Source organism: Neisseria oralis (assembly GCF_045062685.1).
Classification (GTDB): Bacteria; Pseudomonadota; Gammaproteobacteria; order Burkholderiales; family Neisseriaceae; genus Neisseria; species Neisseria oralis.
This window is the reverse complement of record NZ_JBJGEB010000008.1, coordinates 49,009-73,447: the sequence shown is the minus strand read 5'-3', so window position 1 is coordinate 73,447 and position 24,439 is coordinate 49,009. Positions and strand designations below refer to the sequence as shown.

General features: G+C 53.7%; 25 protein-coding genes. 24 read left to right on the top strand and 1 reads right to left on the bottom strand.

From position 1 onward, the window contains the following. Positions 1–32: 32 nt before the first annotated feature. The 24 genes from ACI43T_RS08695 to waaA all read left to right on the top strand — a co-directional run bounded on the left by ACI43T_RS08695 (position 33) and on the right by waaA (position 24,077). The gene (locus ACI43T_RS08695) at positions 33–389 is read left to right on the top strand and encodes an endonuclease domain-containing protein (protein ID WP_070774982.1); all 357 of its coding nucleotides are present in this window, start codon (positions 33–35) and stop codon (positions 387–389) included. Between the two features lie 370 nt (positions 390–759). Further along, a complete protein-coding gene (gene nuoG / locus ACI43T_RS08690; RefSeq protein WP_405386552.1) occupies positions 760–3,021 on the top strand; it encodes an NADH-quinone oxidoreductase subunit NuoG in 2,262 nt (753 codons plus the stop codon). Between the two features lie 2 nt (positions 3,022–3,023). Next, on the top strand, positions 3,024–4,100 hold the full coding sequence (nuoH, locus tag ACI43T_RS08685) for an NADH-quinone oxidoreductase subunit NuoH (protein ID WP_003776119.1): 1,077 nt from the start codon (positions 3,024–3,026) through the stop codon (positions 4,098–4,100). A gap of 76 nt (positions 4,101–4,176) precedes the next feature. Further along, entirely contained in the window at positions 4,177–4,605 is a 429-nt protein-coding gene (locus ACI43T_RS08680; RefSeq protein ID WP_405386549.1) for a hypothetical protein, read from the top strand. 28 nt (positions 4,606–4,633) lie between these two features. Further along, entirely contained in the window at positions 4,634–5,533 is a 900-nt protein-coding gene (locus tag ACI43T_RS08675) for a hypothetical protein (protein WP_405386547.1), read from the top strand. Beyond that, positions 5,530–6,873 (top strand): hypothetical protein, encoded by a 1,344-nt coding sequence (locus tag ACI43T_RS08670; protein ID WP_070636168.1) that lies wholly within the window; start codon positions 5,530–5,532, stop codon positions 6,871–6,873. Before ACI43T_RS08675 ends, ACI43T_RS08670 begins: the two co-directional genes overlap by 4 nt. A gap of 72 nt (positions 6,874–6,945) precedes the next feature. Beyond that, a complete protein-coding gene (locus tag ACI43T_RS08665; protein ID WP_405386545.1) occupies positions 6,946–7,515 on the top strand; it encodes a hypothetical protein in 570 nt (189 codons plus the stop codon). A 58-nt stretch (positions 7,516–7,573) separates the two neighbouring features. Then, on the top strand, positions 7,574–8,053 hold the full coding sequence (gene nuoI, locus ACI43T_RS08660; protein WP_002216341.1) for an NADH-quinone oxidoreductase subunit NuoI: 480 nt from the start codon (positions 7,574–7,576) through the stop codon (positions 8,051–8,053). A gap of 11 nt (positions 8,054–8,064) precedes the next feature. Next, a complete protein-coding gene (locus ACI43T_RS08655; protein ID WP_039404433.1) occupies positions 8,065–8,736 on the top strand; it encodes an NADH-quinone oxidoreductase subunit J in 672 nt (223 codons plus the stop codon). Beyond that, positions 8,733–9,038: an NADH-quinone oxidoreductase subunit NuoK gene (gene nuoK / locus ACI43T_RS08650; protein WP_002215628.1), complete on the top strand. Its 306-nt coding sequence runs from the start codon at positions 8,733–8,735 to the stop codon at positions 9,036–9,038. The genes ACI43T_RS08655 and nuoK overlap by 4 nt, the downstream gene beginning before the upstream one ends. 65 nt (positions 9,039–9,103) lie before the next feature. Further along, positions 9,104–9,649, top strand: coding sequence for a protein adenylyltransferase Fic (gene fic / locus ACI43T_RS08645; RefSeq protein ID WP_405386540.1), 546 nt, complete (start codon positions 9,104–9,106; stop codon positions 9,647–9,649). Between the two features lie 131 nt (positions 9,650–9,780). Then, complete coding sequence (locus ACI43T_RS08640; protein ID WP_002215633.1) at positions 9,781–10,122, top strand: hypothetical protein; 342 nt, start codon at positions 9,781–9,783, stop codon at positions 10,120–10,122. Positions 10,123–10,170: 48 nt separating this feature from the next. Beyond that, positions 10,171–12,195, top strand: a complete 2,025-nt coding sequence (gene nuoL / locus ACI43T_RS08635) for an NADH-quinone oxidoreductase subunit L (protein WP_405386537.1) — start codon at positions 10,171–10,173, stop codon at positions 12,193–12,195. 190 nt (positions 12,196–12,385) lie between these two features. Beyond that, positions 12,386–12,712 carry a chorismate mutase gene (locus tag ACI43T_RS08630; RefSeq protein WP_405386535.1) on the top strand — a complete coding sequence of 109 codons (327 nt, stop codon included), beginning with the start codon at positions 12,386–12,388 and terminating at the stop codon, positions 12,710–12,712. A gap of 202 nt (positions 12,713–12,914) precedes the next feature. After that, the gene (locus tag ACI43T_RS08625; protein ID WP_405386533.1) at positions 12,915–13,235 is read left to right on the top strand and encodes a cupin domain-containing protein; all 321 of its coding nucleotides are present in this window, start codon (positions 12,915–12,917) and stop codon (positions 13,233–13,235) included. A gap of 101 nt (positions 13,236–13,336) precedes the next feature. After that, entirely contained in the window at positions 13,337–14,515 is a 1,179-nt protein-coding gene (locus ACI43T_RS08620) for an AAA family ATPase (RefSeq protein ID WP_405386531.1), read from the top strand. Then, a complete protein-coding gene (locus tag ACI43T_RS08615) occupies positions 14,515–14,985 on the top strand; it encodes a type II toxin-antitoxin system VapC family toxin (RefSeq protein ID WP_405386529.1) in 471 nt (156 codons plus the stop codon). The genes ACI43T_RS08620 and ACI43T_RS08615 overlap by 1 nt, the downstream gene beginning before the upstream one ends. A 100-nt stretch (positions 14,986–15,085) precedes the next feature. Beyond that, positions 15,086–16,582 (top strand): NADH-quinone oxidoreductase subunit M, encoded by a 1,497-nt coding sequence (locus tag ACI43T_RS08610; protein ID WP_060974819.1) that lies wholly within the window; start codon positions 15,086–15,088, stop codon positions 16,580–16,582. 9 nt (positions 16,583–16,591) lie between these two features. Then, positions 16,592–18,067 carry an NADH-quinone oxidoreductase subunit NuoN gene (gene nuoN, locus ACI43T_RS08605; protein ID WP_039404494.1) on the top strand — a complete coding sequence of 492 codons (1,476 nt, stop codon included), beginning with the start codon at positions 16,592–16,594 and terminating at the stop codon, positions 18,065–18,067. A gap of 127 nt (positions 18,068–18,194) precedes the next feature. After that, positions 18,195–18,494, top strand: a complete 300-nt coding sequence (locus ACI43T_RS08600; protein WP_405386526.1) for a DUF2818 family protein — start codon at positions 18,195–18,197, stop codon at positions 18,492–18,494. A 54-nt stretch (positions 18,495–18,548) separates the two neighbouring features. Continuing rightward, a complete protein-coding gene (gene proB, locus ACI43T_RS08595; RefSeq protein WP_405386524.1) occupies positions 18,549–19,673 on the top strand; it encodes a glutamate 5-kinase in 1,125 nt (374 codons plus the stop codon). A 251-nt stretch (positions 19,674–19,924) separates the two neighbouring features. Continuing rightward, the gene (locus ACI43T_RS08590; RefSeq protein ID WP_405386522.1) at positions 19,925–21,415 is read left to right on the top strand and encodes a cryptochrome/photolyase family protein; all 1,491 of its coding nucleotides are present in this window, start codon (positions 19,925–19,927) and stop codon (positions 21,413–21,415) included. A gap of 145 nt (positions 21,416–21,560) precedes the next feature. Next, positions 21,561–22,706, top strand: coding sequence for an FUSC family protein (locus ACI43T_RS08585; RefSeq protein WP_405386520.1), 1,146 nt, complete (start codon positions 21,561–21,563; stop codon positions 22,704–22,706). A 105-nt stretch (positions 22,707–22,811) separates the two neighbouring features. Further along, a complete protein-coding gene (gene waaA / locus ACI43T_RS08580) occupies positions 22,812–24,077 on the top strand; it encodes a lipid IV(A) 3-deoxy-D-manno-octulosonic acid transferase (protein WP_314107414.1) in 1,266 nt (421 codons plus the stop codon). 64 nt (positions 24,078–24,141) lie between these two features. Here waaA and ACI43T_RS08575 read toward each other — a convergent pair whose 3' ends face one another. Then, complete coding sequence (locus ACI43T_RS08575; protein WP_405386517.1) at positions 24,142–24,315, bottom strand: hypothetical protein; 174 nt, start codon at positions 24,313–24,315, stop codon at positions 24,142–24,144. Positions 24,316–24,439: the final 124 nt, after the last annotated feature.

Below are 24,439 nucleotides of genomic sequence, written 5' to 3'. Positions count from 1 at the left end.
GTCGTCTGAAAAAGGTTGAGGCCAACTCGGCTATGCGGTACAGCACAAGAAATACGGCATTAAAACAGAATGTCCGTAATCTGAAGCAGAATATGACTTTGGCCGAGCAGAAATTGTGGGATCACTTGCGCGGTAAACGGTTAAACGGAATAAAATTCCGACGCCAACAGACAATAGGCGGATACATCGTCGATTTTGTCAGTATGGAGCATCGTTTGATTATTGAATTGGACGGCGGACAACATTCGGAACAGATTGAGTATGACGAGCGGCGGACGGCGTTTTTGAATGCTCAAGGTTATCGGGTGTTGCGATTTTGGAATAATGAAGTTTTGCAGCAAACTGAAGCAGTACTGGAAAAGATTATCGAAATGTGCGGTGAGAAATAAGACGGCCGCAATGTTGCAAAGCCACCCCCATCCTAGCCTTCCCCCGCCGGACGGGGGAAGGGACAGACAGTAGCAGATTTGAATGTTTCGGGTTTATTCCTGAGATTCAAGTAAACATAAAACATGATATTGAAAGACGTGACGGCAGCATCTGCTACTTTATGTTCTGACAGAAACCTGTTTCTTTTCTCGTCAGGCGGGAGAGGGTGGGAGGATAGGTTGTACTAGAATTTGGATTTTTCAAAATTAAGAAACCCCTCCTAAAAATAAACAAGCAATAAACTTATACTTTAAAGGCCGTCTGAAACCCATTTTTCAGACGACCTCCATAAAAGATTATTTATCAAATACCCGTAACTAGGAACGAACCATGTTACAAATCGAAATCGACGGCAAACAGGTATCTGTGGAGCAGGGCGCGACGGTGATTGAGGCCGCGCACAAGCTCGGTACTTATATTCCGCATTTCTGTTACCACAAAAAGCTCTCCATCGCCGCCAACTGCCGTATGTGTCTGGTGGACGTGGAAAAAGCCCCCAAACCGCTGCCCGCCTGCGCCACGCCGGTAACGGACGGCATGATTGTACGTACGCATTCGGCAAAAGCCCGCGAGGCGCAGGAAGGCGTGATGGAGTTCCTGCTCATCAACCATCCGCTCGACTGTCCGACCTGCGACCAAGGCGGCGAGTGCCAGTTGCAGGATTTGGCGGTGGGCTACGGTAAAACCACCAGCCGCTACACTGAAGAAAAACGTTCCGTCGTCGGCAAAGACATGGGGCCTTTGGTTTCCGCCGAGGAAATGAGCCGCTGTATCCACTGCACCCGCTGCGTACGTTTCACCGAAGAAATCGCCGGCTTGCAGGAAATTGCGATGGCCAATCGCGGCGAACACTCCGAAATCATGCCCTTTATCGGCAAAGCGGTGGAAACCGAACTGTCGGGCAACGTCATCGATTTGTGTCCTGTCGGCGCATTGACCAGCAAACCGTTCCGCTTCAACGCGCGTACTTGGGAATTGAACCGCCGCAAATCCGTTTCCGCCCATGACGCTTTGGGCAGCAACCTGATTGTGCAAACCAAAGACCATACCGTCCGCCGCGTGCTGCCGCTGGAAAACGAAGCGATTAACGAATGCTGGCTGTCCGACCGCGACCGTTTCGCCTACGAAGGCCTGTATCACGAAAGCCGTCTGAAAAACCCGAAAATCAAACAGGGCGGCGAATGGATGGACGTGGATTGGAAAACTGCGCTGGAATATGTCCGCAGCGCGATTGACTGTATCGCCAAAGACGGCAACCAAAACCAAGTCGGCATTTGGGCGAACCCGATGAATACGGTCGAAGAGCTGTATTTGGCGAAGAAACTTGCCGACGGCTTGGGCGTTAAAAATTTCGCCACCCGCCTGCGCCAACAGGACAAACGTCTTTCAGACGACCTCAATGGTGCGCAATGGTTGGGACAAAGTATCGAATCGCTGGCGGACAACGAAGCCGTACTGGTAGTCGGTGCGAACCTGCGCAAAGAACAGCCGCTTCTGACCGCCCGCCTGCGTCGCGCTGCTAAAGAGCGCATGGCCTTGAGCGTGTTGGCAAGCAGCAAGGAAGAGTTGTTTATGCCGCTTCTGGCTCAGGAAGCGGTGCATCCCGACGAGTGGGCAGGTCGTCTGAAAAACCTGTCTGCCGATGCGGAAAACGCGATTACCGCGAGCCTGAAAAACGCTGAAAAAGCAGCGGTGATTTTGGGCGCGGAAGTGCAAAACCATCCCGATTACGCTGCGATTTACGCCGCCGCACAAGAGCTGGCGGACGCAACCGGCGCGGTACTGGGTATTTTGCCGCAGGCTGCCAACAGCGTCGGTGCGGACGTATTGGGTGTGAACTCGGGCGAGAGCGTTGCCGAAATGGCAAACGCGCCGAAACAGGCAGTCTTGCTGCTCAACGTCGAGCCGGAAATCGATACGGCAGACGGCGCAAAAGCCGTGGCCGCGTTGAAACAGGCGAAAAGCGTGATGGCGTTTACGCCGTTTGTCAGCGAAACGCTGCTGGACGTGTGCGACGTATTGTTGCCGATTGCGCCGTTTACCGAAACATCGGGTAGCTTCATCAATATGGAAGGCCGTCTGCAATCTTTCCACGGCGTGGTACAAGGCTTCGGCGATTCGCGTCCGCTGTGGAAAGTGTTGCGCGTATTGGGCAACCTGTTTGACCTGCAAGGTTTTGAATACCACGATACCGCCGCGATTCTGAAAGATGCGTTGGACGTGGAAAGCCTGCCGTCCAAACTAAACAACCGCGCCGCTTCGACTCAAAAAGATTTTCAGACGACCTCAAACCGCCTCGTGCGCGTAGGCGGAGTCGGTATTTATCACACCGATGCCATCGTGCGCCGTTCCGCGCCGTTGCAAGCAACCAGCCATGCCGCCGTGCCCACCGCGCGAGTGAATCCGAACACATTGGCGCGCTTAGGTCTGCAAGACGGACAAAACGCTGTTGCCAAGCAAAACGGCGCAGGCGTGTCCGTGGTGGTCAAAGCCGATGCCGGACTGCCTGAAAACGTGGTGCATCTGCCGCTGCATACCGAAAATGCCGCGCTGGGTGCGTTGATGGACACTATTGAACTGGCGGGAGCTTGATTATGCAGGAATGGTTCCAAAACCTCTTTGCCGCAACGCTCGGTCTGGGCGATTTGGGTATCACCGTGGGCTTGGTGGTGTCCGTCATCGTCAAAATCGTGATTATCCTGATTCCGCTGATTCTGACCGTCGCCTACCTGACTTATTTCGAACGTAAAGTCATTGGCTTCATGCAGCTTCGCGTCGGCCCGAATGTAACCGGTCCGTGGGGTCTGATTCAGCCGTTTGCCGACGTGTTCAAACTCTTGTTTAAAGAAGTTACCCGTCCGAAGCTGTCAAACAAAGCCCTGTTCTACATCGGCCCGATTATGTCGCTCGCCCCGTCTTTCGCGGCGTGGGCGGTGATTCCGTTCAACGAAGAATGGGTGCTGACCAATATCAATATCGGCCTTTTGTACATCCTGATGATTACCTCGCTGTCGGTTTACGGCGTGATTATCGCGGGCTGGGCTTCCAACTCCAAATATTCGTTCTTGGGCGCAATGCGTGCCTCCGCGCAAAGTATTTCTTACGAGATTGCCATGAGCGCCGCGCTGGTGTGCGTCGTGATGGTGTCGGGCAGCATGAACTTCTCCGACATCGTTGCCGCGCAGGCAAAAGGCATCGCGGGCGGTTCCGTGTTCTCGTGGAACTGGCTGCCGCTGTTCCCCATCTTCATCGTCTATCTGATTTCCGCCGTTGCCGAAACCAACCGCGCGCCGTTTGACGTAGCAGAGGGCGAATCCGAAATCGTTGCCGGACACCACGTCGAATATTCCGGCTTCGCGTTCGCGCTGTTCTTCCTCGCCGAATACATTTTCATGATCCTGATTGCCGCGCTGACATCGCTGATGTTCCTCGGCGGCTGGCTGTCCCCGTTCCCGCAAAGCTGGGGCATTGTCGGCACACCTTCCGCATTCTGGATGTTTGTGAAAATGGCGGCTGTGCTGTACTGGTATCTGTGGATTCGTGCAACCTTCCCGCGTTACCGCTACGACCAAATCATGCGCTTGGGTTGGAAAGTGCTGATTCCCATCGGCTTCGCCTATATCGTGATTTTGGGTCTGTGGATGATTTCGCCGCTGAATTTGTGGAAATAAGTTTCAGACGGCATCTTGAGGCCGTCTGAAAAAGCGATGTCCGTATAACTAGAGGGCAATAGGGAATAAAAATTGAATGACAAAAGAAAAAAAGATTGCAGCTTTAAGCATATTGGTTGGGTTGATAGTTCCTTGCATATCGGTAGGTTACGTTACCACTCCGTCCAATATAAATGAGATTTTATTGCTCTCCCTCAACATTTTGCTCTTTTGGTGCGGATTGTTATTATCTTGCGTGCTTTATATGCGTATACGAGGTTTTGCGGTAGCCGGTTCCGCCTTTGCTATAACAGCAGTCCATATTTATTTCGCCTGCAAAATAGGTTCTTTGGGTGATCCGAAGGCCGGGGCTCTATGGTGGATGTATTTTGCTTGGTGTACGGTATCTTTTGTGGTATCTATCTTTTGGGTATGGACAAAACCTAAAATCTTTACACAATCTGCGCTATGGTCATTTGTTCTGAGTGCAGTTACATCGTTGTTGGGTATTTTTTTGTTGTTTTGATAAGTAATTAAGAGAAACAGGGAATAAGATGAAGAAATGGCTGCTGGGATTGTGTTTGCTGTTCGGGTTGGCAACGTTGTCGGTATGTTCCTTTTCAGACGGCCTCTTGATCGGGAAAACCCAAAGAGAGCTACAAGACGCAGTCTTTTCGGACAAGGGCAGGGTGGAAGTGCCGGAGGATTCCTACAAGATCGGCACATTGGGCGGCAGGAAGGTTAGGATGTCTTCCTATCAGGTTCAGGATGTTTCCTATACTGATACGCCGACGGCGTTTTCAAAAGACTGGGAGACATACAAAGCCCCGCCGAGGACGTATGATTCGGTGTTGACGGGATTTGACTTTTACCTGAATTACGAAACGGGCGTTATCCGCGATATACGCCATGATGACGGTTTTTACGATGAATTGAAGGCTTCAGGGAGACCGTGGGTATTAGTTGGAGTGGGCAATAATCTGAATCCTATGGATGCGCCTCTCCCCGATAAGTTTGACCGTTTGTTGGCAACACGTTTAAGAACAACTAATCCTCCATACAGGCGGTATGTCAGGTTGCCGGATGGAGATCTTTACGGTTTGGAACAGTATCGAGTTTTAGGTATTAATCCTGAGACAGGGATACCGTATCGGAACGAACCGGGGAATAATGAAGATGATATATTCATTAGTCGAGGTAAGGACGGTCGTGTACTCAGTTATATTGCATGTGCTACAAACACTGATGTACCCAATCCGCCTTGTTCTCATGATGTTATGTTTAGGGAAAAGGGATTGGATATTGCCTTAGGTATGCTTTATAGCCGCCACCGCTTATATGATTGGCGAAAAATAGAGGAACAGGCGGGAAAAGCAGTTTTGGCTTTTGCGGAAGCTGCCGATAAAGATATAAAGGCAGATGCCCATCGTAAAACAACAGGAGGCAAAAAATGAGACCGCTGACGCAGCAAGATATTGACCGTTACAAAAACGACATCAAGCAGAACCATATCCAAGGCGTTGTCCGAACCTATTCCGACTTGTTGTCCAAAGGCTACAACTATGCCGGCTGGGCGAAAGGCGTGGCGGAAGCGGAGGGCATGACTTGGGGCAGCCTGCCGAAAGGGGAGACGACGGGTCGGGCAGCGGTGATGTTTATGAAGGATTCTTCGGGGCAAACGTTTTCCGAACAAAAATTGAATCGGATTCGTGTGGGGATGGCGGAAGGCTATCTGAATTTTTTGGAAAGCCGATTGGGTGAACCTCCCCGAGATGTTAATTTTAAGGAAATGCGCAGATTCCACGAAAAAGTATTTGAGAAAAACGGTTTGTCCATCGACAACTGGACGCTGGAAACTCCGATGAAGCTGATAGGGAAGTACGAAGGGGAGCGGAGGCAGGAAGAAATCTGGCAGAAACTGTTGGCGACGCGTGGCAGCGGTATAGGCGCGCTGACCGAAAGTGCAACGTTGTATCAGGCGGTGGAAGATTATGCGCAAGGGCATATCTATTTCGATAAGAAGGGGGGGCGGATAGAGAATACGAAGGTAGAAGACAATGACGGTACCCCTGTGATGACGGTCAATGTTCGGCGAATCAGTGAAGCCGACCGTATGGAAGCTACAAAGTGGATTCGCAATGTCAGCAGGTTCAAGCCCTTGCTGTTTTCGGAAGCGGAGCAGGCGCAGGAAATGCAATACACGGCGGCTGCCAAACAAGACGATTTCCTGTCCGCCACCAACGATCTGATAGCCCGCCTGAAATCGGGCGACCAAACCGCCCTGTCGGATTTTATGGGTAGGGACGATGTACGGCAGATACAGAGGGAATCCGCCATGACGGCGCAGGCATTCCTTAGCCGCAATCCGGGATACGGGGAAGAGATGCTGCCGAACCGTTTTCAAAGGTTGGAGATGGAGGATATGTCTGACCGTTTTCGGAATCTGTACAAAGACAGTAGGGAGCAGCTTGCCGGATATTATCAGGAACAAGGTATCCGCTACCGCGAAGAGGCATTGGACAATACGGCTGCGGCATTGGCTGCGGCAGGCTGCCGCAGCAGGATGAAATGCGTTTCGATGATTTCCGTCGCGGACGGGCAAGTCAACATCGGCGACGAATCCTTCCCCGATTTCAGGACGGCATCGGTAAATGCGCGGAATGCTTCGCTGACGGGGATGCAGGAGAGTATGGAATCGGCTCAGCGGACAGAGCGGGAGTTTGAAGAACAGGCAAGACAGCGCGAAATGGAAAGGATGGCGCAGAGCCACTCGCGCGGTATGAGCATAGGCTGACGGGTTTAAGGTTTCAGACGGCCTGTCGAGACAGAAAAGATAACAAAGTTATTCGGAACATTCGGAAAAGTGATGGACGAACGGCAATTACAGCAATTAATCATCAATATTTCGGCACTACATCAGGAGCTTCAGAAGCAGAGTACCGAAGCCTTGTCATTGCAGGCGCAGGGTATCAGAAGGTTGGAAGAGGGGCTGTCGGAAGTCAATCGGTTGGTTGCCGATGAGGTTTCTAATCAGATGGCTGCCGTGTCGGGTGACTTGCGGCGCAATATCAAGAAAGGCAGTCAGGAAGGATTGGATGATTTGAGGGCGGAAATTGATGATGTGAAAAAGCATATGGAAGATTTTGCAGGTTTTTCCGCCGTCGCCCAAAATCGTTTGGATGTCGCCAGCCGTTCGGTATTGTTGAGAATCGGGTACCTTGCCGCTGCTGCATTGGTCTGCGTTATTGGTGTTTCCCTATGGCAGGGTTGGTATTACGGACAGGTTGTCCGTGAGAAAAAAGCCAGCGTGGAAAATCTGGAATTACTCGGACAGGCGGATATTATCAAATGCGGAGAACGGTTATGCGCCAAAATGGCGAAAAATACACCTGCCGAATACCGTAAGCAGGGATATGTTTTAATCGAATTCAAATAAAGGATGACTTGCAAATAGCAGGTCGTCTGAAAATAAAAACCATGTAAAGGAATGCAGCATGGCAAACCTAGTAAAAACCTTTCTTTTGGGCGAGTTGGTAAAAGGCATGGGCGTAACGCTCAAAAACTTTTTCGCCCGCAAAGACACGATTTATTTCCCCGAAGAGAAAACGCCGCAATCCGTGCGTTTCCGCGGCCTGCACGCGCAACGCCGTTATCCGAACGGCGAGGAACGCTGCATCGCGTGTAAATTGTGCGAGGCGGTGTGTCCGGCAATGGCGATCAACATCGAATCGGAAGAACGCGAAGACGGCACGCGCCGCACCAAGCGTTACGACATCGACCTGACCAAGTGCATCTTCTGCGGCTTCTGCGAAGAGGCCTGTCCGACCGATGCGATTGTGGAAACGCATATTTTTGAATACCACGGCGAGAAAAAAGGCGACTTGCACATGACCAAGCCGATCCTCTTGGCAATCGGCGACAAATACGAAGCCGAAATCGCCAAACGCAAAGCCGCTGACGCGCCGTACCGTTAAGGAGCAGACGAATGACTTTTTCCGCGATTCTGTTCTATATCCTTGCCGCCATCGTGCTATACGGCGCGCTGCGTACCGTTACCGCGAAAAACCCTGTCCACGCCGCTTTGCATCTGGTGCTGACCTTCTGCGTGAGCGCGATGATTTGGATGCTGATGCAGGCGGAGTTTTTGGGCGTTACGCTGGTGGTCGTGTATGTCGGCGCTGTGATGGTGCTGTTCCTGTTCGTCGTGATGATGCTGAATATCGACATCGAGGAAATGCGCGCCGGTTTCTGGCGTCATGCGCCTGTTGCCGGTGTGGTCGGTACGCTGTTGGCGGTTGCGCTGATTCTGATTCTGGTCAACCCGAAAACCGACCTTGCTGCATTTGGTTTGATGAAAGACATTCCAGCCGATTACAACAACATCCGCGATTTGGGCAGCCGTATTTATACCGATTATCTGCTGCCGTTCGAACTGGCGGCGGTATTGCTGCTGTTGGGTATGGTGGCGGCGATTGCGCTGGTTCACCGCAAAACCACCAATCCGAAACGCATGGATCCTGCCGACCAAGTTAAAGTGCGCGCCGACCAAGGCCGTATGCGCTTGGTGAAAATGGAAGCCGTGAAACCGCAAACCGAATCTGCGGAAGAAAACGAAGTTTCAGACGACCTCAAGCCGAAAGAGGAGGGCAAAGCATGATTACCTTGACGCATTATTTGGTATTGGGCGCGCTCCTGTTCGGTATCAGCGCGATGGGCATCTTTATGAACCGCAAAAACGTGCTGGTCTTGCTGATGTCGATCGAGCTGATGCTTTTGGCGGTGAACTTCAACTTTATCGCCTTCTCGCAGCATCTGGGCGATACCGCCGGACAGATTTTTGTATTTTTCGTACTGACCGTCGCCGCTGCCGAATCCGCCATCGGTCTGGCGATTATGGTGCTGGTGTACCGTAACCGACAAACGATTAATGTTGCCGATTTGGACGAGTTGAAAGGGTAATAAAGGTAGGTTTGGTCGAGGCCCGACAAGGCGCCGATGCCGTCTGAAAACCCGATAGGAAAACGATGAAATCCATAGACGAACAAAGCCTGCACAATGCCTGCCGCCTGTTTGAAAGCGGCGACATCGACCGTATCGAAGTCGGTACCACCGCGGGCCTGCAACAGATTCACCGTTACCTGTTCGGCGGCTTATATGATTTTGCGGGTCAAATCAGGGAAGACAACATTTCCAAAGGCGGTTTCCGTTTTGCCAACGCCATGTATTTAAAAGAGGCTTTGGTTAAAATCGAGCAGATGCCTGAGCGGACTTTTGAAGAAATCATCGCCAAATATGTTGAAATGAACATTGCTCATCCGTTTTTGGAGGGTAATGGCAGAAGCACCCGCATCTGGCTGGACTTGGTGCTGAAGAAAAACCTGAAAAAAGTCGTAAACTGGCAAAATGTAAGCAAAACTCTGTATTTGCAGGCGATGGAACGCAGCCCCGTCAACGATTTAGAACTGCGCTTTCTATTGAAGGACAACCTGACCGACGATGTGGACAACCGCGAAATCATCTTTAAAGGAATCGAGCAGTCGTATTATTACGAAGGGTATAAGAAAGGGTAAAGGTCGTCTGAAAAACGGCTTCAGACGACCTTAAGCGGTAGGTCGGATACTTGTATCCGACATTTTGGGGAAACAGGCAGATTTGTCGGATTCGAGAATCCGACCTACGAGACTGAAATATTGAAAGAAGAATGATGGATAAAAATCAGTTAGAACAAGAATTTCATAAAGCCATGTTAAATATTTATCAGGAGGCTTTGAATTTGCCGCAACCTTACAAGGCGACACGATTTTTACAAATTGTAAATGAATTTGGTGGTAAAGAGGCGGCGGATAAATTATTGAGTACGGGGGAAAAGAAGACTCAGACCGGTTTTACAGAGCTAATTTTGAGTGGTGGCGGAGTCCACGCCTTGAAATACAGTATGGAATATCTGGTGTTACAAAAGCCGTGGTGTGATTTATTTACTGAAGAGCAATTAGCTGTGGCACGCAAACGATTGGAGCGTGTTGGATTTGTTTTTCCGAAGTAATTTTGTACGAAACAAACATAGATTTTTAAATCAATCGGATTCAATCAAATGAACGACATGACTTTATATCTCATCATTGCCCTCGTGCCTTTGGCAGGCTCGCTGATTGCGGGTTTGTTCGGCAATAAAATCGGACGCGCCGGCGCGCATACGGTTACGATACTCGGCGTGGCGGTGTCCGCCGTGCTGTCGGCTTATGTGCTGTGGGGCTTTATCGACGGCAGCCGCGCCAAGTTTGACGAGAACGTCTATACCTGGCTGACGATGGGCGGTTTGGATTTTTCCGTCGGCTTCTTGGTCGATACGATGACGGCGATGATGATGGTCGTGGTAACGGGCGTGTCGTTGATGGTGCATATCTACACCATCGGCTATATGCACGATGAAAAAGTCGGCTACCAACGCTTCTTCAGCTATATTTCTTTGTTTACATTCAGCATGTTGATGTTGATTATGAGCAACAACTTCATCCAGCTCTTCTTCGGTTGGGAAGCGGTGGGCTTGGTGTCGTATCTCTTGATCGGTTTCTATTTCAAACGTCCGAGTGCGATTTTCGCCAATCTGAAAGCCTTTTTGATCAACCGCGTCGGCGACTTCGGCTTTTTGCTCGGTATCGGCTTGGTGCTTGCCTATTTCGGCGGCAGCCTGCGCTATCAGGACGTATTCGCCTATCTGCCCAACGTACAAAATGCCACCATCCAGCTTTTCCCCGGTGTGGAATGGTCGTTGATTACCGTAACCTGCCTGCTCCTGTTTGTGGGCGCGATGGGTAAATCGGCTCAATTCCCGCTGCATGTCTGGCTGCCCGATTCGATGGAAGGCCCGACGCCGATTTCTGCGTTGATTCACGCCGCGACGATGGTTACGGCGGGTCTGTTCATGGTGTCGCGCATGTCGCCGATTTACGAAATGAGCAGCACTGCGCTGTCGGTCATTATGGTGATTGGCGCGATTACCGCCCTGTTTATGGGCTTCTTGGGCGTGATTCAAAACGACATCAAGCGCGTGGTTGCGTATTCCACCCTGTCGCAACTGGGCTATATGACCGTGGCTCTGGGCGCGTCCGCCTATTCCGTGGCGATGTTCCACGTCATGACCCACGCCTTCTTTAAAGCCTTGCTGTTCTTGGCGGCGGGTAGCGCCATTATCGGTATGCACCACGACCAAGACATGCGCCACATGGGCAATCTGAAAAAATACATGCCGATTACTTGGCTGACCATGCTGATCGGTAACTTGTCGCTGATTGGTACGCCGTTCTTCTCCGGCTTCTACTCCAAAGATTCGATTATCGAAGCGGCGAAATATAGCACCCTGCCGGGCAGCGGCTTTACCTATTTTGCCGTCCTCGCCAGCGTTTTCGTTACCGCGTTTTACGCGTTCCGCCAATACTTTATGGTGTTCCACGGTGAAGAAAAATGGCGCAGCCTGCCCGAACACCATTCGGACGACCATGGCGAAGAACATCACGGCTTGGGCAAAAACGACAATCCGCACGAAAGCCCGCTGGTCGTTACCCTGCCGCTGATTCTGCTTGCGATTCCGTCCGTCATCATCGGCTACATCGCCATCGAACCCATGCTCTACGGCGATTTCTTCAAAGACGTGATTTTCGTCAACGCCGACGCGCATCCGACCATGCACATCATGAAGGAAGAGTTCCACGGCGCATTGGCGATGGTGTCGCACAGCCTGCATTCGCCCGTCCTCTACCTCGCAATCGCAGGCGTATTGAGCGCATGGCTTTTGTACGTCAAACTGCCGCACCTGCCCGCCAAAATCGCGCAGACGTTCCGTCCGGTTTACGTTTTGTTTGAAAACAAATACTACCTCGACGCCCTGTATTTCAACGTCTTCGCCAAAGGCACGCGCGCATTGGGCAACTTCTTTTGGAAAGTCGGCGATACCGCCATTATCGACAACGGCATCGTCAACGGCTCCGCTAAACTGGTCGGCGCGATTGCCGCTCAGATACGCAAAGTCCAAACCGGCTTTATCTACACCTACGCCGCCGCTATGGTGTTCGGCGTATTGGTCTTGCTCGGCATGACTTTCTGGGGATTGTTCAGATAAAGGCGGGGTTTCAGACGACCTGTCTGTAGTCGGTGTAGAGGTCGTCTGAAAAAGAACCATTCAAGTTGTAGGTCGGATACTTGTATCCGACATGAAAAAGAAAAATAGTACGGCATATCAGGATTGCTCAGGTAAAGATGAGATTTTCAGACGACGTTTAGGTCGTCTGAAAAAGGAAACATGAGAAACAATGGTTGAAGACAAATTACCGCAAACCCTAAACGAAGTCCGTGAAGCCATCGACGGTTTGGACAAGGAATTAATAGAATTACTCGCCCGCCGGCAGAAGCTGGTACGGCAGGCAGGCCGTCTGAAACCTAAAAACGATATGCAGGCGGTTTCCGCGCCCGAACGGGTAGCGCAAGTGATTGCCTCGCGCCGTGCCTATGCCGAAAAGGCCGGTTTGTCGCCCGAAGTTGCCGAAGCAGTTTGGCGCAGTATGATTGATGCGTTCATTAAACTGGAGATGGAAACCAACCGTGTTGATGGGGGCAGTCAACATTTCGGTCATAATTGATTTACTTGGATAGATACGGAATTTGCCGACTGCCGTCATTCCCGCGCAGGCGGGAATCCAGACCTATCGGCGCATAAACCTGTCAAGGAAAAAGATTTCCTAAAATCTACGTTCTGGATTCCCGCCTGCGCGGGAATGACGGGATTTAATAAACAGTTGTATTGACAGGTTTATCTAGATACAGAATCAAAGAGACGCGAAAATGCCCGACACGCACACCATCCGCTCCGCCGAATTTACCGCTCCCCACGCATGGGGCGCACTCGACATCGCCAATATGAACGGCACTACTGTGCGCCTGCACTGGACGGACCAGCCCTACAAATGGCACGTCAACGACGGCGAGGAAGTGTTTGCCGTGATGGACGGCGAAGTCGATATGCACTACCGAGAAAACGGCGAAGAACACATCGTTCGGTTGAAAAGCGGCGACATCTTCTACGCAGGAATCGGTACGGAACACGTTGCCCATCCATGCGGCGAAGCACGGATTTTGGTGATCGAGAAAGAAGGCAGTGTTTGAGGTCGTCTGAAAAAAGTTTCAGGCGGCAATAGATTAGAGTTTCAGACGACATCTGACATTTCAGATAATCATGCTGTCTGAAAAATAGAAGGGCAGATAATATGGATAAACGGCTGTTTGACGGTACAGTTCGTTTTGAGCATGTAACCGGTGTCGGCACGATGCAGGTAGATTTCCAGCCCAATCAGCGTGTTTATACGATGATTGGCGAGAATGGTGTCGGTAAGACCAAATTTTTGGAATGTTTGTTTACGGTATTGTTGTTTACTTATCGAATGGCGAACATAAACATAGGTTTTAGTTGGATAGATTTGCAACGTTTACCTTTGAAAATAGTTGAATTGCCTAATGGAAAAAATGAGGATTTTAGGCGCTTTTCAGAGCGTAGTAATCAGGGCTTTAATATTAACGAAGACGTTTTGTTCTCAGGGTATCAACATCAACTTCCTTTTGTATATTTGGCGGCACAGAGTCGTGGGTGGGTAAAAAAAACAAACTTCCAAACTCAGTCGTTGGGAAGTTCTCAAGGGCGTGCAAGCAAATATCTGGGGAATTTGTTTTCTGTTTTTCAATCTGGCCATAGTTCATTCTCGCTTAAATCCTTAAATATGGAAAACGATTTAGAAGAATGGATTATCCAGCGCGCCCGATCAGCCAATCCGTATCAGGCAAACGAAGATAATCGAAAAATTGAAATTGATACTTTACTGTTTCTTCTTAATCAATTTGATGGTCGTATTGCACCTGATTTTTTAGAAATTAAAGGAGATGATCGTATATTCATCAAGTTGGATAATCAAAAACGCGAATTGTCAGAATTATCCAGCGGGTTTACGTCTATTTTGAAAATTATGCAATCTATTGTTGCGGGATACAGTTACTTTACCAACGAGCAGCAAATTGCCAATGTGCGCGGCGTGGTGCTGATTGATGAGATAGAAAGCCATTTGCACAACGAATGGCAGATCAAAATCGTGCCGCTGCTGAAAAAATTGTTTCCGAACACAACGTTTTTTATTACCACGCATTCGTCTTTGGTCATCAGTCAGTTGGAGCAGGGAGAAGCCTACCGTTTGGCACGTAGCAAGGACGGGGTGGTCTATGGCAAGATGATTGACTATCCAAGTAATGCTTCTTTTGTGGATTTGCTCAACGAAGCATTCGGCGTGGATTTGAATAAGAAGAAGATAGAACGCGTCCAAGAACGTGATCAAGAACAGGCAAAAAAAGCCTTATTGGAATTGGTACGTCAGGAATTGGGCGGATTAGGGGATAAATAATGACGGTTTATCTTTTAGATACCAATTACTTGGTTTATTTGGCGGATGATGACAGTGACGAAGAAAAGCGGAAAGCCGTATTGAGCGATATGGCGGAAAAGTTGCAACAGGATGACAACCGTTTTGTGATTACCCCGCTTATCCGTTATGAAGTTTTGCGCGGTGTGGATTGGGGAAAATCTGAGAAATTGTCTCGATTGACCGGTGTTTTGGCACAGTTTGAATCTTTGGACATTACACAGAATGTTTCTGATTTGGCAAGTAATCTGTACCGCTTTGATAAGTTTGAAGCCGAACGTGATAAGACGCCGAAGAATTTAGAAAAACGTAAATTCGATATGTTTCATTATGCGACTGCCAGTGTGAATAATTTAGAAATCTTATCCCACGATACCGATGTTAATAAGATCAAATATTTACATGAAAGAATGAGGCTGGAAGATTCGGCAAAATTAGCTCGAGACAAATAGCAGAAGCCTGAACAAACCTTTTTCAGACGGCCTCTTAAAACGTCGTCTGAAAAACCAACCCATACAACTATATTTTTATTTTAACCACAGGTTAACCACTATGTTTTCCAACTACCTACTCAGCTTGGCAATATGGATACCCATCGCTGCGGGCGTGCTGGTTTTGGCGACGGGGCCGGACAGCCGTGCGCCGCTTGCCCGCGTGCTCGCTTTAATCGGTGCGCTTGCCGGTTTCTTGGTAACGCTGCCCTTGTTTACGGGTTTCGACCGTTTGAGTGGCGGCTATCAGTTTACCGAGTTCCACGAGTGGATTCCGCTTTTGCGAATCAACTATTCGCTGGGTGTGGACGGTATTTCGGTGCTGTTTGTCATTCTGAACGCGTTTATCACGCTGATGGTGGTGCTGGCGGGTTGGGAAGTGATTCAGAAGCGTCCGGCGCAGTATATGGCGGCGTTTTTAATCATGTCGGGTCTGATTAACGGCGCGTTTTCAGCGCGGGATGCCCTGCTGTTTTATGTGTTCTTCGAGGGTATGCTGATTCCGCTGTACCTGATTATCGGCGTGTGGGGCGGTCCGCGCCGAGTGTATGCGTCGGTGAAGCTGTTTCTCTATACGCTGATGGGTTCGTTGCTGATGCTGGTGGCGATTGTGTATCTGTCTTACCAAGTCGGCGGCTTTGCGATTGAGGATTTCCAAAACATCAAACAGATTCCGCTGGGCGTGCAACAGCTTTTGTTTGTGGCGTTTTTCCTGTCGTTTGCGGTGAAAGTGCCGATGTTCCCCGTGCACACTTGGCTGCCGGATGCCCACGTTGAGGCGCCGACGGGCGGTTCGATGGTATTGGCGGCGATTACGCTGAAATTGGGCGCATACGGCTTTTTGCGCTTCATCCTGCCGATTCTGCCCGATGCGTCGCGCTATTTCGCGCCGGTCATCATCGTGTTGAGCCTGATTGCGGTGGTGTATATCGGCATGGTCGCGCTGGTGCAGACCGATATGAAAAAACTGGTGGCGTATTCATCCATCAGCCATATGGGTTTCGTTACCTTGGGGATGTTCTTGTTCATTAACGGCCAGTTGAACGACTGGGCGTTGAAAGGCGCGGTCATTCAGATGATTTCGCACGGTTTCGTGTCGGCGGCGATGTTTATGTGCATCGGCGTGATGTACGACCGCCTGCACACGCGCAATATCGCCGATTACGGCGGCGTGGTGAACGTGATGCCCAAGTTTGCGGCTTTTATGATGCTGTTTGCGATGGCGAATGCGGGTCTGCCGGCGACTTCGGGCTTCGTGGGCGAGTTTATGGTAATTATGGGCGCGGTCAAAGTGAATTTCTGGGTGGGCGCGCTGGCGGCGCTGACGCTGATTTACGGTGCGTCTTACACGCTGTGGATGTATAAGCGCGTGATTTTCGGTGCGGTCGGTAATCCGCACGTTGCCGATATGAAAGACATCAACTGCCGCGAATTTGCGATTCTGGCGATTTTGGCGGTTGCGGTATTGGGTATGGGCCTGTATCCGCAGGCGTTTATCGAAGTGGTGCATCAGGCGGCAAACGATTTGATTGCCCATGTGGCGCAAAGCAAGATTTGAGGTGTGCGAATGAACTTGATTGATTTGAACTTAATGCCTGCCATGCCCGAAATCGTGCTGTTTGCGCTCTTGATTGCCGTATTGCTGGCAGATTTGTGGATTAGCGATGAAAACCGCTATCTGACCCATCTGATGAGCTTGGGAACCGTTATTATCGTGGCGGTTACGCAGCTGGCGGTGTGGGAGCAGGGCAGTACGTTGGCGTTTCACGGGATGTATATCGCCGACGGTATGTCGCGCCTGTCCAAGCTGGTGCTGTACGGGCTGACCTTCGGGCTGTTTATTTACAGCAAGCCCTATAATCAGGCGCGCGGTATTTTTAAAGGCGAGTTTTATACTTTGTCGCTGTTTGCCCTGTTAGGCATGAGCGTGATGGTGAGCGCGGCGCATTTCCTGACCGCCTACATCGGTTTGGAACTTTTGTCGCTGTCGCTTTACGCCATGATTGCACTGCGCCGCGATTCCGGCCGTTCCGCCGAAGCCGCGCTCAAATATTTCGTCTTGGGCGCGCTGGCTTCCGGCCTGCTGCTCTACGGCATTTCGATGGTGTACGGCGCGACGGGTTCGCTGGAGTTTGCCACTGTTTTGGCGTCGTCTTACAGCGAACTTGCCAACGAATGGCTGTTGAAACTGGGGCTGGTGTTTATCGTCGTGGCGGTGGCGTTCAAACTGGGCGCGGTGCCGTTTCATATGTGGGTGCCCGACGTGTACCACGGCGCGCCGACATCCGTTGCCGCGTTTGTCGGTACGGCGCCGAAAATCGCCGCCGTCGTCTTTGCCTTCCGCATCTTGGTTACTGGTTTGGGAACAGTGCATCACGACTGGTCGCAGATGTTCGCCGTGTTGGCGGTGGCATCACTTTTGATCGGTAACCTCGCCGCCATCATGCAGGCCAACATCAAACGTATGCTCGCCTATTCCACCATATCGCATATGGGCTTTATCCTGCTGGCGTTTATGGCGGGGGCGGTCGGTTTCGCGGCGGGCTTGTATTACGCCATTACTTACGCGCTGATGGCGGCAGTCGGTTTCGGCATATTGATGGTATTGTCCACTGACAATATTGAGTGTGAAGAAATCAAAGACTTGGCGGGTTTGAACCAACGCCATGCTTGGTTTGCCTTCCTGATGCTGCTGGCGATGTTCTCGATGGCGGGTATTCCGCCGCTGATGGGCTTTTACGCCAAATTCGGCGTGATTAAGGCTTTGTTGAGCGCATCGACCGCCCAAAACGCCGCCATGGCGGGCAGCACATACATCGTACTTGCCGTGTTCGCCGTGGTGATGTCGTTAATCGGCGCGTTCTACTACCTGCGCGTGGTTAAAGTCATGTATTTCGACGAATCCACCCATGACCAACCCGTCGGCAGCAACTATGCCGCCAAATTCTTCCTAAGCGTCAACGCGTTCCTGCTGATTTTGTGGGGCATCATGCCGCAAACGGTGATTGACTGGTGTGCTAGGGCTTTGGAAAACACCTTGTAAAGCGATGAACCGAAACGGCAGCCGTGTCAGAGGCTGCCGTTTTTGTTAAGATACGCAGCTCAAGATTGTTTTTTCAGACGGCCTTTTGAATCAAAAAGGTCGTCTGAAAACAGAAAGACACACCATCATGACCGCATCCATGTACATCCTTTTGGTATTGGCACTCATCTTCGCCAACGCCCCCTTCGTTACCACCAAGTTTTTCGGCGTACTCCCGCTCAAGCGCAAACATATCGGGCATCACCTCGTCGAATTGGCGGCAGGCTTCATCCTGACCGCCGTCCTCGCCTACATCCTCGAATCCCGCGCCGGCGCGGTACACCAACAAGACTGGGAGTTTTACGCCACCGTAGTCTGCCTTTACCTGATATTCGCCTTCCCTTGTTTCGTGTGGCGCTACTTCTGGCATGCACGCAACCGCGAATAAACCTTTCAGACGGCCTCCCGACCATTCCGCCACCCCGAACACACGAGAAAAACCATGTCCCTGCAAAACCTCTCCAACATCCGCACCCTCGTCGTCAAAGTCGGCTCCAGCCTCGTTACCGCTGGCGGCAAAGGCATAGACCAAGCCGCACTCGACCGCTGGGCGGCGCAAATCGCCGAACTGGGCAAACAAGGCGTGCAAACCGTCCTCGTTTCCAGCGGCGCCATCGCCGAAGGCATCAAACGGCTGGGCTGGAGCAAACGCCCCACCGCCATCAACGAACTGCAAGCCGCCGCAGCCGTCGGGCAAACCGGCATCGCCCAAGCCTACGAAAACGCGTTCGCACCGCACGGCATCCGCACCGCCCAAATCCTGCTCACCCACGACGACCTGAGCAACCGCACCCGCTACCTCAACGCCCGCAGCACCCTGCAAACCCTGCTGTCCAAAGGCATCGTTCCCGTCATCAACGAAAACGACACCGTTACCACCGACGAAATCAAACTCGGCGACAACGACACCCTCGGCGCGCTCGTAACCAACCTCATCGAAGCCGACGCACTCGTCCTCCTGACCGACCAAAAAGGCCTGTACGACAGCGACCCGCGCAAAAATCCGCAAGCCAAACTGATTCCGACCATCGCAGCCGACCATCCCGACCTCGAAAGCATGGCAGGCGGCGCAGGCAGCAGCGTCGGCACCGGCGGCATGTACACCAAAGTGACCGCCGCCAAACGTGCCGCACTCAGCGGAGCCGCCACCGTCGTCGCATGGGGCGGCGAACCCGACGTCCTCGTCCGCCTCAAACAAGGCGAAAGCATAGGCACGCTCTTCACCAGCGCGCACAGCCGCGTCGCCGCCCGCAAACAATGGCTGCTCGGCCACGTCCAAACCGCCGGCAGCCTGACCGTCGATAGCGGCGCGGCAAAAGCCCTGACCGAACAGCACGCCAGCCTGCTGCCCGTCGGCTGCATCCGCGCGGACGGACATTTCCACCGCGGCGAACTCGTTGCCATCCTCGATACCGACGGCAAAGAAATCGCCCGCGGCCTGACCAATTACAGTAGTGGCGAAACCGCCAAAATCCTGCAAACCCCGTCCGAGCGCATCGCCGAAAAATTAGGCTACGCCCACGAAGACGAACTTATCCACCGCGACAATATGGCGTCGCATTGGTAGGGTGATCGGGCGGAGAACAAATCAGAGGCCGTCTGAAAATTTTTCAGACGGCCTCTGATACGTTATGAAAATTCGGAATACGGATATTTCTCCGTGCGGCAAATCGGTAAAGCAGCAGACATACCGGCCGCCGCATTCCCGCCCGTGCGCCAATTTAAACCTTTAAACCGGTTGCATGGCTTGCCCTGTCGTTCCCGCGCAGGTAGAAATCCGGCCTCGCCCTTGCCGAAGCGGCCGGAGATAAAAAATCCTTGGGCCTGATTTTCTGGATTTTCACCCGCACGGGCATGACGATGCGCATTCCCGCTTCCCGACACCCGCGATACCGCCTGCCTGAGTCCCGCAGCCGTCCTTCCTCGGCTGATTCTGTTAAAATCCTCTATCCCATCTTTTCAGACGGCCTCACCATGCAAAAACCCACACTCGTTTGGTTCCGCCGCAACCTCCGCCTTACCGACAATGCCGCCTTAGCCGCCGCCGTGCGGCGCGGGCGGCCGGTGGCGGGCGTGTTTGCGGCGGATGCGGCCAACCCGCGGCAGGCGGCGTTTCTGCGGGCTTCGGCGGCAGAATTGCACCGTGCGCTGGCGGAACGGGGCATTCCGCTGTTTGTCGCGCAGGAGGCCGAAACCGATATTCCGCGGCTTGCCGCCGAGCTGGACGCGGCGGCGGTGGTGGCCGACGAAGGCTGTATGGCCGACGAAACCGCGCGCGACAACCGGATTTGGCGGGTGCTGGACGCGCAAGGCCGTGCGTTTGAGCGCGTCAACGACGGCGCGGTGTTTGCCAGAGCGGAGATAATGGACGAACACGGCCGGCCGTATTTTGAATTTGCGCCGTACCGGCAGGCGTGGCTGCGGGCTTTTGCGCAGCGTTTTGCAGACCGAAGGCCGTCTGAAAGCCTGCCCGTCGGTTTTCAGACGGCCTTCGGAATCCTGCCGCCGTTTCCGGCACTGCCCGAAACCGCACCGCAGGAGCGGCAGCAGCAGGGCGGCGAGGCGGCGGGGCGACGGCAGTGGGCGCGGTTTGCCGCCGACATCGGCAACTATCCGCTCATGAGCGGATTCCCCGCCAAAAAAGGCACGGGCAGGGTCGGCGCCTATCTTGCCGCCGGCTGCCTCTCGCCGCGCGAACTGGCGCAGGCCGCGGCAAAACGGGGTGCGGCGCAATGGCTGGACAATCTTGTCCGCCGCGATTTTTTCCGACAGGTCATGTTCCACCGTCCCGAAGCCGCCGCCGAAGCCCTCCGCCCCGAATACCGCGAGATAAAATGGCCGGGTGGCCAAGACGTTCTGGCGCGCTGGCAGCAGGGGCAGACTGGTTTCCCGCTGATAGACGCCGCCATGCGCAGCCTGAATGCCACCGGCTGGCTGCATCCGGCGTTGCGCGCCGCCGCCGCCGCGTTTTTGTGCCGGATACTGCTGGCGGACTGGCGGCACGGCGCGGCTTGGTTCGCGCGCTGTCTGACCGATTACGACCCCGCTTCCAATACCGGCAACTGGCAGGAGGCGGCAGGCGTGGCCGGCCTGTTTTCCGGAGCCACCGCCAATCCGGTGTTGCTGGCGCAGCAGCTCGATCCCGACGGCACGTTCATCCGCCGCTATGTTCCCGAACTGGCGCACCTGCCCAAAGACGTCATCCATGCCCCGTGGCTGGCCCGCGCCAGCGTGGACACGCACGGCTATCCGTCGCCGATGGCGGATTGCGCGCGGCAGGGCAGGGCGTATGCGGCCTTGTTCCGCTAGGATGCGCGAACATGCGGCAGGCCGTCCGAACCCTCTTTTCAGACGGCCTGCGCTGCCCGCCGCCGTATAAAATTTTCCCGTTTCGGTTTAATATAGCGGCCTTTGCGCAAAAGCCGCGCCCTTTGGACTTTATCCCCGCCCCGCCATGAAACTCCCCCTGCACATCCCGTTTGCCGAACGCTGGCTCAACGCCTACGAACGCTACCGTTACAGCCGGCTGATACACGCCGTCCGGCTGGGGATGGCGGTGCTGTTCGCCACGGCGGTGGCGCGCGCGTTCCACCTGAAACACGGCGAATGGATAGGCATGACCGTGTTCGTCGTGTTGGGCATGTTGCAGTTTCAGGGCGCGATTTACTCCAAAGCGGTGGAACGTATGCTCGGCACGGTTATCGGGTTGGGCGCGGGGCTGGCCGTATTGTGGCTGAACCAGCATTATTTCCACGGCGGGCTTCCGTTTTACCTGACCGTCGGCGCGGCGAGTGCGGCGGCGGGTTGGGCGGCGGTGGGCAAAAACGGCTATATCCCGATGTTGGCGGGGCTGACCATGTGTATGCTCATCGGCGATAACGGCACGGAATGGCTCGACAGCGGCCTGATGCGCGCGTTCAACGTGCTGCTCGGCGCGGTCATCGCCATCGGTGCCGCTAAGCTGCTGCCGCTGAAATCCACCCTGATGTGGCGGTTCATGCTGGCCGACAACCTGACCGCATGCAGCCGCATCCTCGCCGAAGTGGGCAACGGCAGGCGCATGACCCGCGAGCGGCTGGAGCAGAACATGATCAAAATGCGCCAAATCAACGCCCGCATGGTCAAAAGCCGCAGCCACCTTGCCGCCACATCGGGCGAAAGCCACATCAGCCCCGCCATGATGGAGGCCATGCAGCATGCCCACCGCAAAATCGTCAACAGCACCGAGCTGCTGCTGAACACCGCCGCCAAACTGTCGCCGCCCGACGTGAGTGCGGAAGAGCGCAGCCTGCTCGACAGCCATTTCCAGCGTTTGCAGCGCGACCTGCGCCTGACCGCCCGCCTGCTCAAAGGCCATTACGCGCGGCGCGTGCGCATCGATACCGACATCAATCCGCGGCTGGGACGGCTGGCGCAGCATCTGCCGTTTGAGTGGCAGGGCTTCTTATGGCTGGGTACCAACATGCGTATGGAGGTGGCCGCGCTGGCGATCCTGCTCCAGCGCACCCGCCGCCGCTGGCTGGACACGCGGGAGCTGCAACGGCTCAGAGCGCACCTGATGGAACGCAGGGCGAATGTTTCGGACGATGAGGCCGTCTGAAAAACCGGTTTTCAGACGGCCCCTCCGAGCGGCCCCGTCCTCCCCAATCCCCCGCAAATCCGTTAGAATGGGCATTTCCTACATTTTCCGGGCAAATCCAAATCCATGATAAACCGCTGGTTCTACACCCGACTCTGGCAGTTTGCGCCGCCGCTCATCCGCCGCTATCTGAAAAAGCGCGGACGCAAGTCGCCCGCCTATCTGGAAAACTGGGGCGAGCGTTTCGGCGAACCTTTGTCCGACCCCGTGCAGCGCCCCGTGTGGATACACGCCGTTTCCGTGGGTGAAACCCGCGCCGCGCAGCCCTTGGCGGAAGCACTGCGCCGGCATTTCCCCGACGCGCCGCTGCTGCTGACGCAGATGACGCCGACCGGCCGCGCCGCCGCGCAGGAACTGTTCCCCGACGCACAATGCCGTTATCTGCCCTATGACCGTCCCGAATGGGTGCGGCAGTTTCTGCGCGAACACAACCCGCTGTTCGGCGTACTGATGGAAACGGAAATCTGGCCCAACCTGATGCACGGCTGCGCCGAAGAAGGCGTGCCGCTGTTCCTTGCCAACGCGCGGCTGTCGGAAAAATCGCAACGCGGCTACCTGAAGGTGCGCGGGCTGGTCGAACCGGCGATGCAGACCCTGAGCGGCTGCTTCGCGCAAACCGCGGCCGATGCCGAACGGCTGCACCTGATCGGCGCGTCCAACGTGCACGTCTGCGGCAACACCAAATACGATATTTCCCCGCCCGACAAAATGCGCGCGCTGGCGGCCGGTTTCGCCGAACGCATCGGCAGGCGGCCGGTGGCGGTGTGCGCCAGTACGCGGTTTTATCGGGGCGAAGACGAAACCGAGCTGCTGCTGTCGGCTTGGCGGCAATACCGCGGCGATGCGCTGCTGGTCGTCGTGCCGCGCCATCCGGAGCGGTTTCAGACGGCCTATGATACGGCGCGGTCGCTCGGCTTCCGCGTACAAAAGCGCAGCGACAATGCGATGGTTTCGCCGCAGACGCAGGTGTGGATAGGCGACAGCATGGGCGAACTGTTCGCGTATTACCTGACCGGCAGCGCGGCCTTCGTCGGCGGCAGCCTGGTCGACAGCGGCTGCCAGAACATCATCGAACCGATAGCCTGCGGCGTGCCCACCGTGTTCGGCTTCTCCACCTACAATTTTTCTTCCGCCTGCGAAAACGCGCTGAAAGCGGGCGCGGCGGTACAGGTCGGCAGCGCGGACGAGTGGCGGCAGACGGTGGAAACATGGCTCTCGGACGACAGCCTGCGCGCCCGATTTGCCGCCCAAGCGCAGGCGTTCGTGGCGCAGCACCGCGGTGCGAGCAGCCGTATGGCGCAGGAAGTCGCCAAAGCGGTGCAGGCCGTCTGAAAATAAATTTCTTTAAAAGAAACAGCTTGATTGGGTTGTGCGTGCAAAACCGGATGGGCAGGATTCAGCCGGCGACGGCGGCAAAAATACTTGAGGCAAGGGCGATGCCGATGCCTAGCCAAAAGATACGTTTGTTGGTTTGCCGTTCGGTCTGAATCCATTGTTGATGGATGCCGACGGCAATAACGAGGGCGATACAAATAATAAAAATCAAGATGTATGGATGGACGGTAGGCATAGCGAATCTTTCTTTAAAGCTACATGATGCGACTTCCCCAATGAGCATAAGGTTCGGAATCAGTTTGTGTTTTTACTTAAACAAACACGATATTGATTGAGATGGGGGGAAGGGATGAGGTTGT

Bases quoted from the DNA above. Each gene is read 5' to 3' on its own strand.
- ACI43T_RS08695 (WP_070774982.1), top strand. From the start codon at position 33: ATGCGGTACAGCACAAGAAATACGGCATTAAAACAGAATGTCCGTAAT.
- nuoG (WP_405386552.1), top strand. From the start codon at position 760: ATGTTACAAATCGAAATCGACGGCAAACAGGTATCTGTGGAGCAGGGC.
- nuoH (WP_003776119.1), top strand. From the start codon at position 3,024: ATGCAGGAATGGTTCCAAAACCTCTTTGCCGCAACGCTCGGTCTGGGC.
- ACI43T_RS08680 (WP_405386549.1), top strand. From the start codon at position 4,177: ATGACAAAAGAAAAAAAGATTGCAGCTTTAAGCATATTGGTTGGGTTG.
- ACI43T_RS08675 (WP_405386547.1), top strand. From the start codon at position 4,634: ATGAAGAAATGGCTGCTGGGATTGTGTTTGCTGTTCGGGTTGGCAACG.
- ACI43T_RS08670 (WP_070636168.1), top strand. From the start codon at position 5,530: ATGAGACCGCTGACGCAGCAAGATATTGACCGTTACAAAAACGACATC.
- ACI43T_RS08665 (WP_405386545.1), top strand. From the start codon at position 6,946: ATGGACGAACGGCAATTACAGCAATTAATCATCAATATTTCGGCACTA.
- nuoI (WP_002216341.1), top strand. From the start codon at position 7,574: ATGGCAAACCTAGTAAAAACCTTTCTTTTGGGCGAGTTGGTAAAAGGC.
- ACI43T_RS08655 (WP_039404433.1), top strand. From the start codon at position 8,065: ATGACTTTTTCCGCGATTCTGTTCTATATCCTTGCCGCCATCGTGCTA.
- nuoK (WP_002215628.1), top strand. From the start codon at position 8,733: ATGATTACCTTGACGCATTATTTGGTATTGGGCGCGCTCCTGTTCGGT.
- fic (WP_405386540.1), top strand. From the start codon at position 9,104: ATGAAATCCATAGACGAACAAAGCCTGCACAATGCCTGCCGCCTGTTT.
- ACI43T_RS08640 (WP_002215633.1), top strand. From the start codon at position 9,781: ATGATGGATAAAAATCAGTTAGAACAAGAATTTCATAAAGCCATGTTA.
- nuoL (WP_405386537.1), top strand. From the start codon at position 10,171: ATGAACGACATGACTTTATATCTCATCATTGCCCTCGTGCCTTTGGCA.
- ACI43T_RS08630 (WP_405386535.1), top strand. From the start codon at position 12,386: ATGGTTGAAGACAAATTACCGCAAACCCTAAACGAAGTCCGTGAAGCC.
- ACI43T_RS08625 (WP_405386533.1), top strand. From the start codon at position 12,915: ATGCCCGACACGCACACCATCCGCTCCGCCGAATTTACCGCTCCCCAC.
- ACI43T_RS08620 (WP_405386531.1), top strand. From the start codon at position 13,337: ATGGATAAACGGCTGTTTGACGGTACAGTTCGTTTTGAGCATGTAACC.
- ACI43T_RS08615 (WP_405386529.1), top strand. From the start codon at position 14,515: ATGACGGTTTATCTTTTAGATACCAATTACTTGGTTTATTTGGCGGAT.
- ACI43T_RS08610 (WP_060974819.1), top strand. From the start codon at position 15,086: ATGTTTTCCAACTACCTACTCAGCTTGGCAATATGGATACCCATCGCT.
- nuoN (WP_039404494.1), top strand. From the start codon at position 16,592: ATGAACTTGATTGATTTGAACTTAATGCCTGCCATGCCCGAAATCGTG.
- ACI43T_RS08600 (WP_405386526.1), top strand. From the start codon at position 18,195: ATGACCGCATCCATGTACATCCTTTTGGTATTGGCACTCATCTTCGCC.
- proB (WP_405386524.1), top strand. From the start codon at position 18,549: ATGTCCCTGCAAAACCTCTCCAACATCCGCACCCTCGTCGTCAAAGTC.
- ACI43T_RS08585 (WP_405386520.1), top strand. From the start codon at position 21,561: ATGAAACTCCCCCTGCACATCCCGTTTGCCGAACGCTGGCTCAACGCC.
- waaA (WP_314107414.1), top strand. From the start codon at position 22,812: ATGATAAACCGCTGGTTCTACACCCGACTCTGGCAGTTTGCGCCGCCG.
- ACI43T_RS08575 (WP_405386517.1), bottom strand. From the start codon at position 24,315: ATGCCTACCGTCCATCCATACATCTTGATTTTTATTATTTGTATCGCC.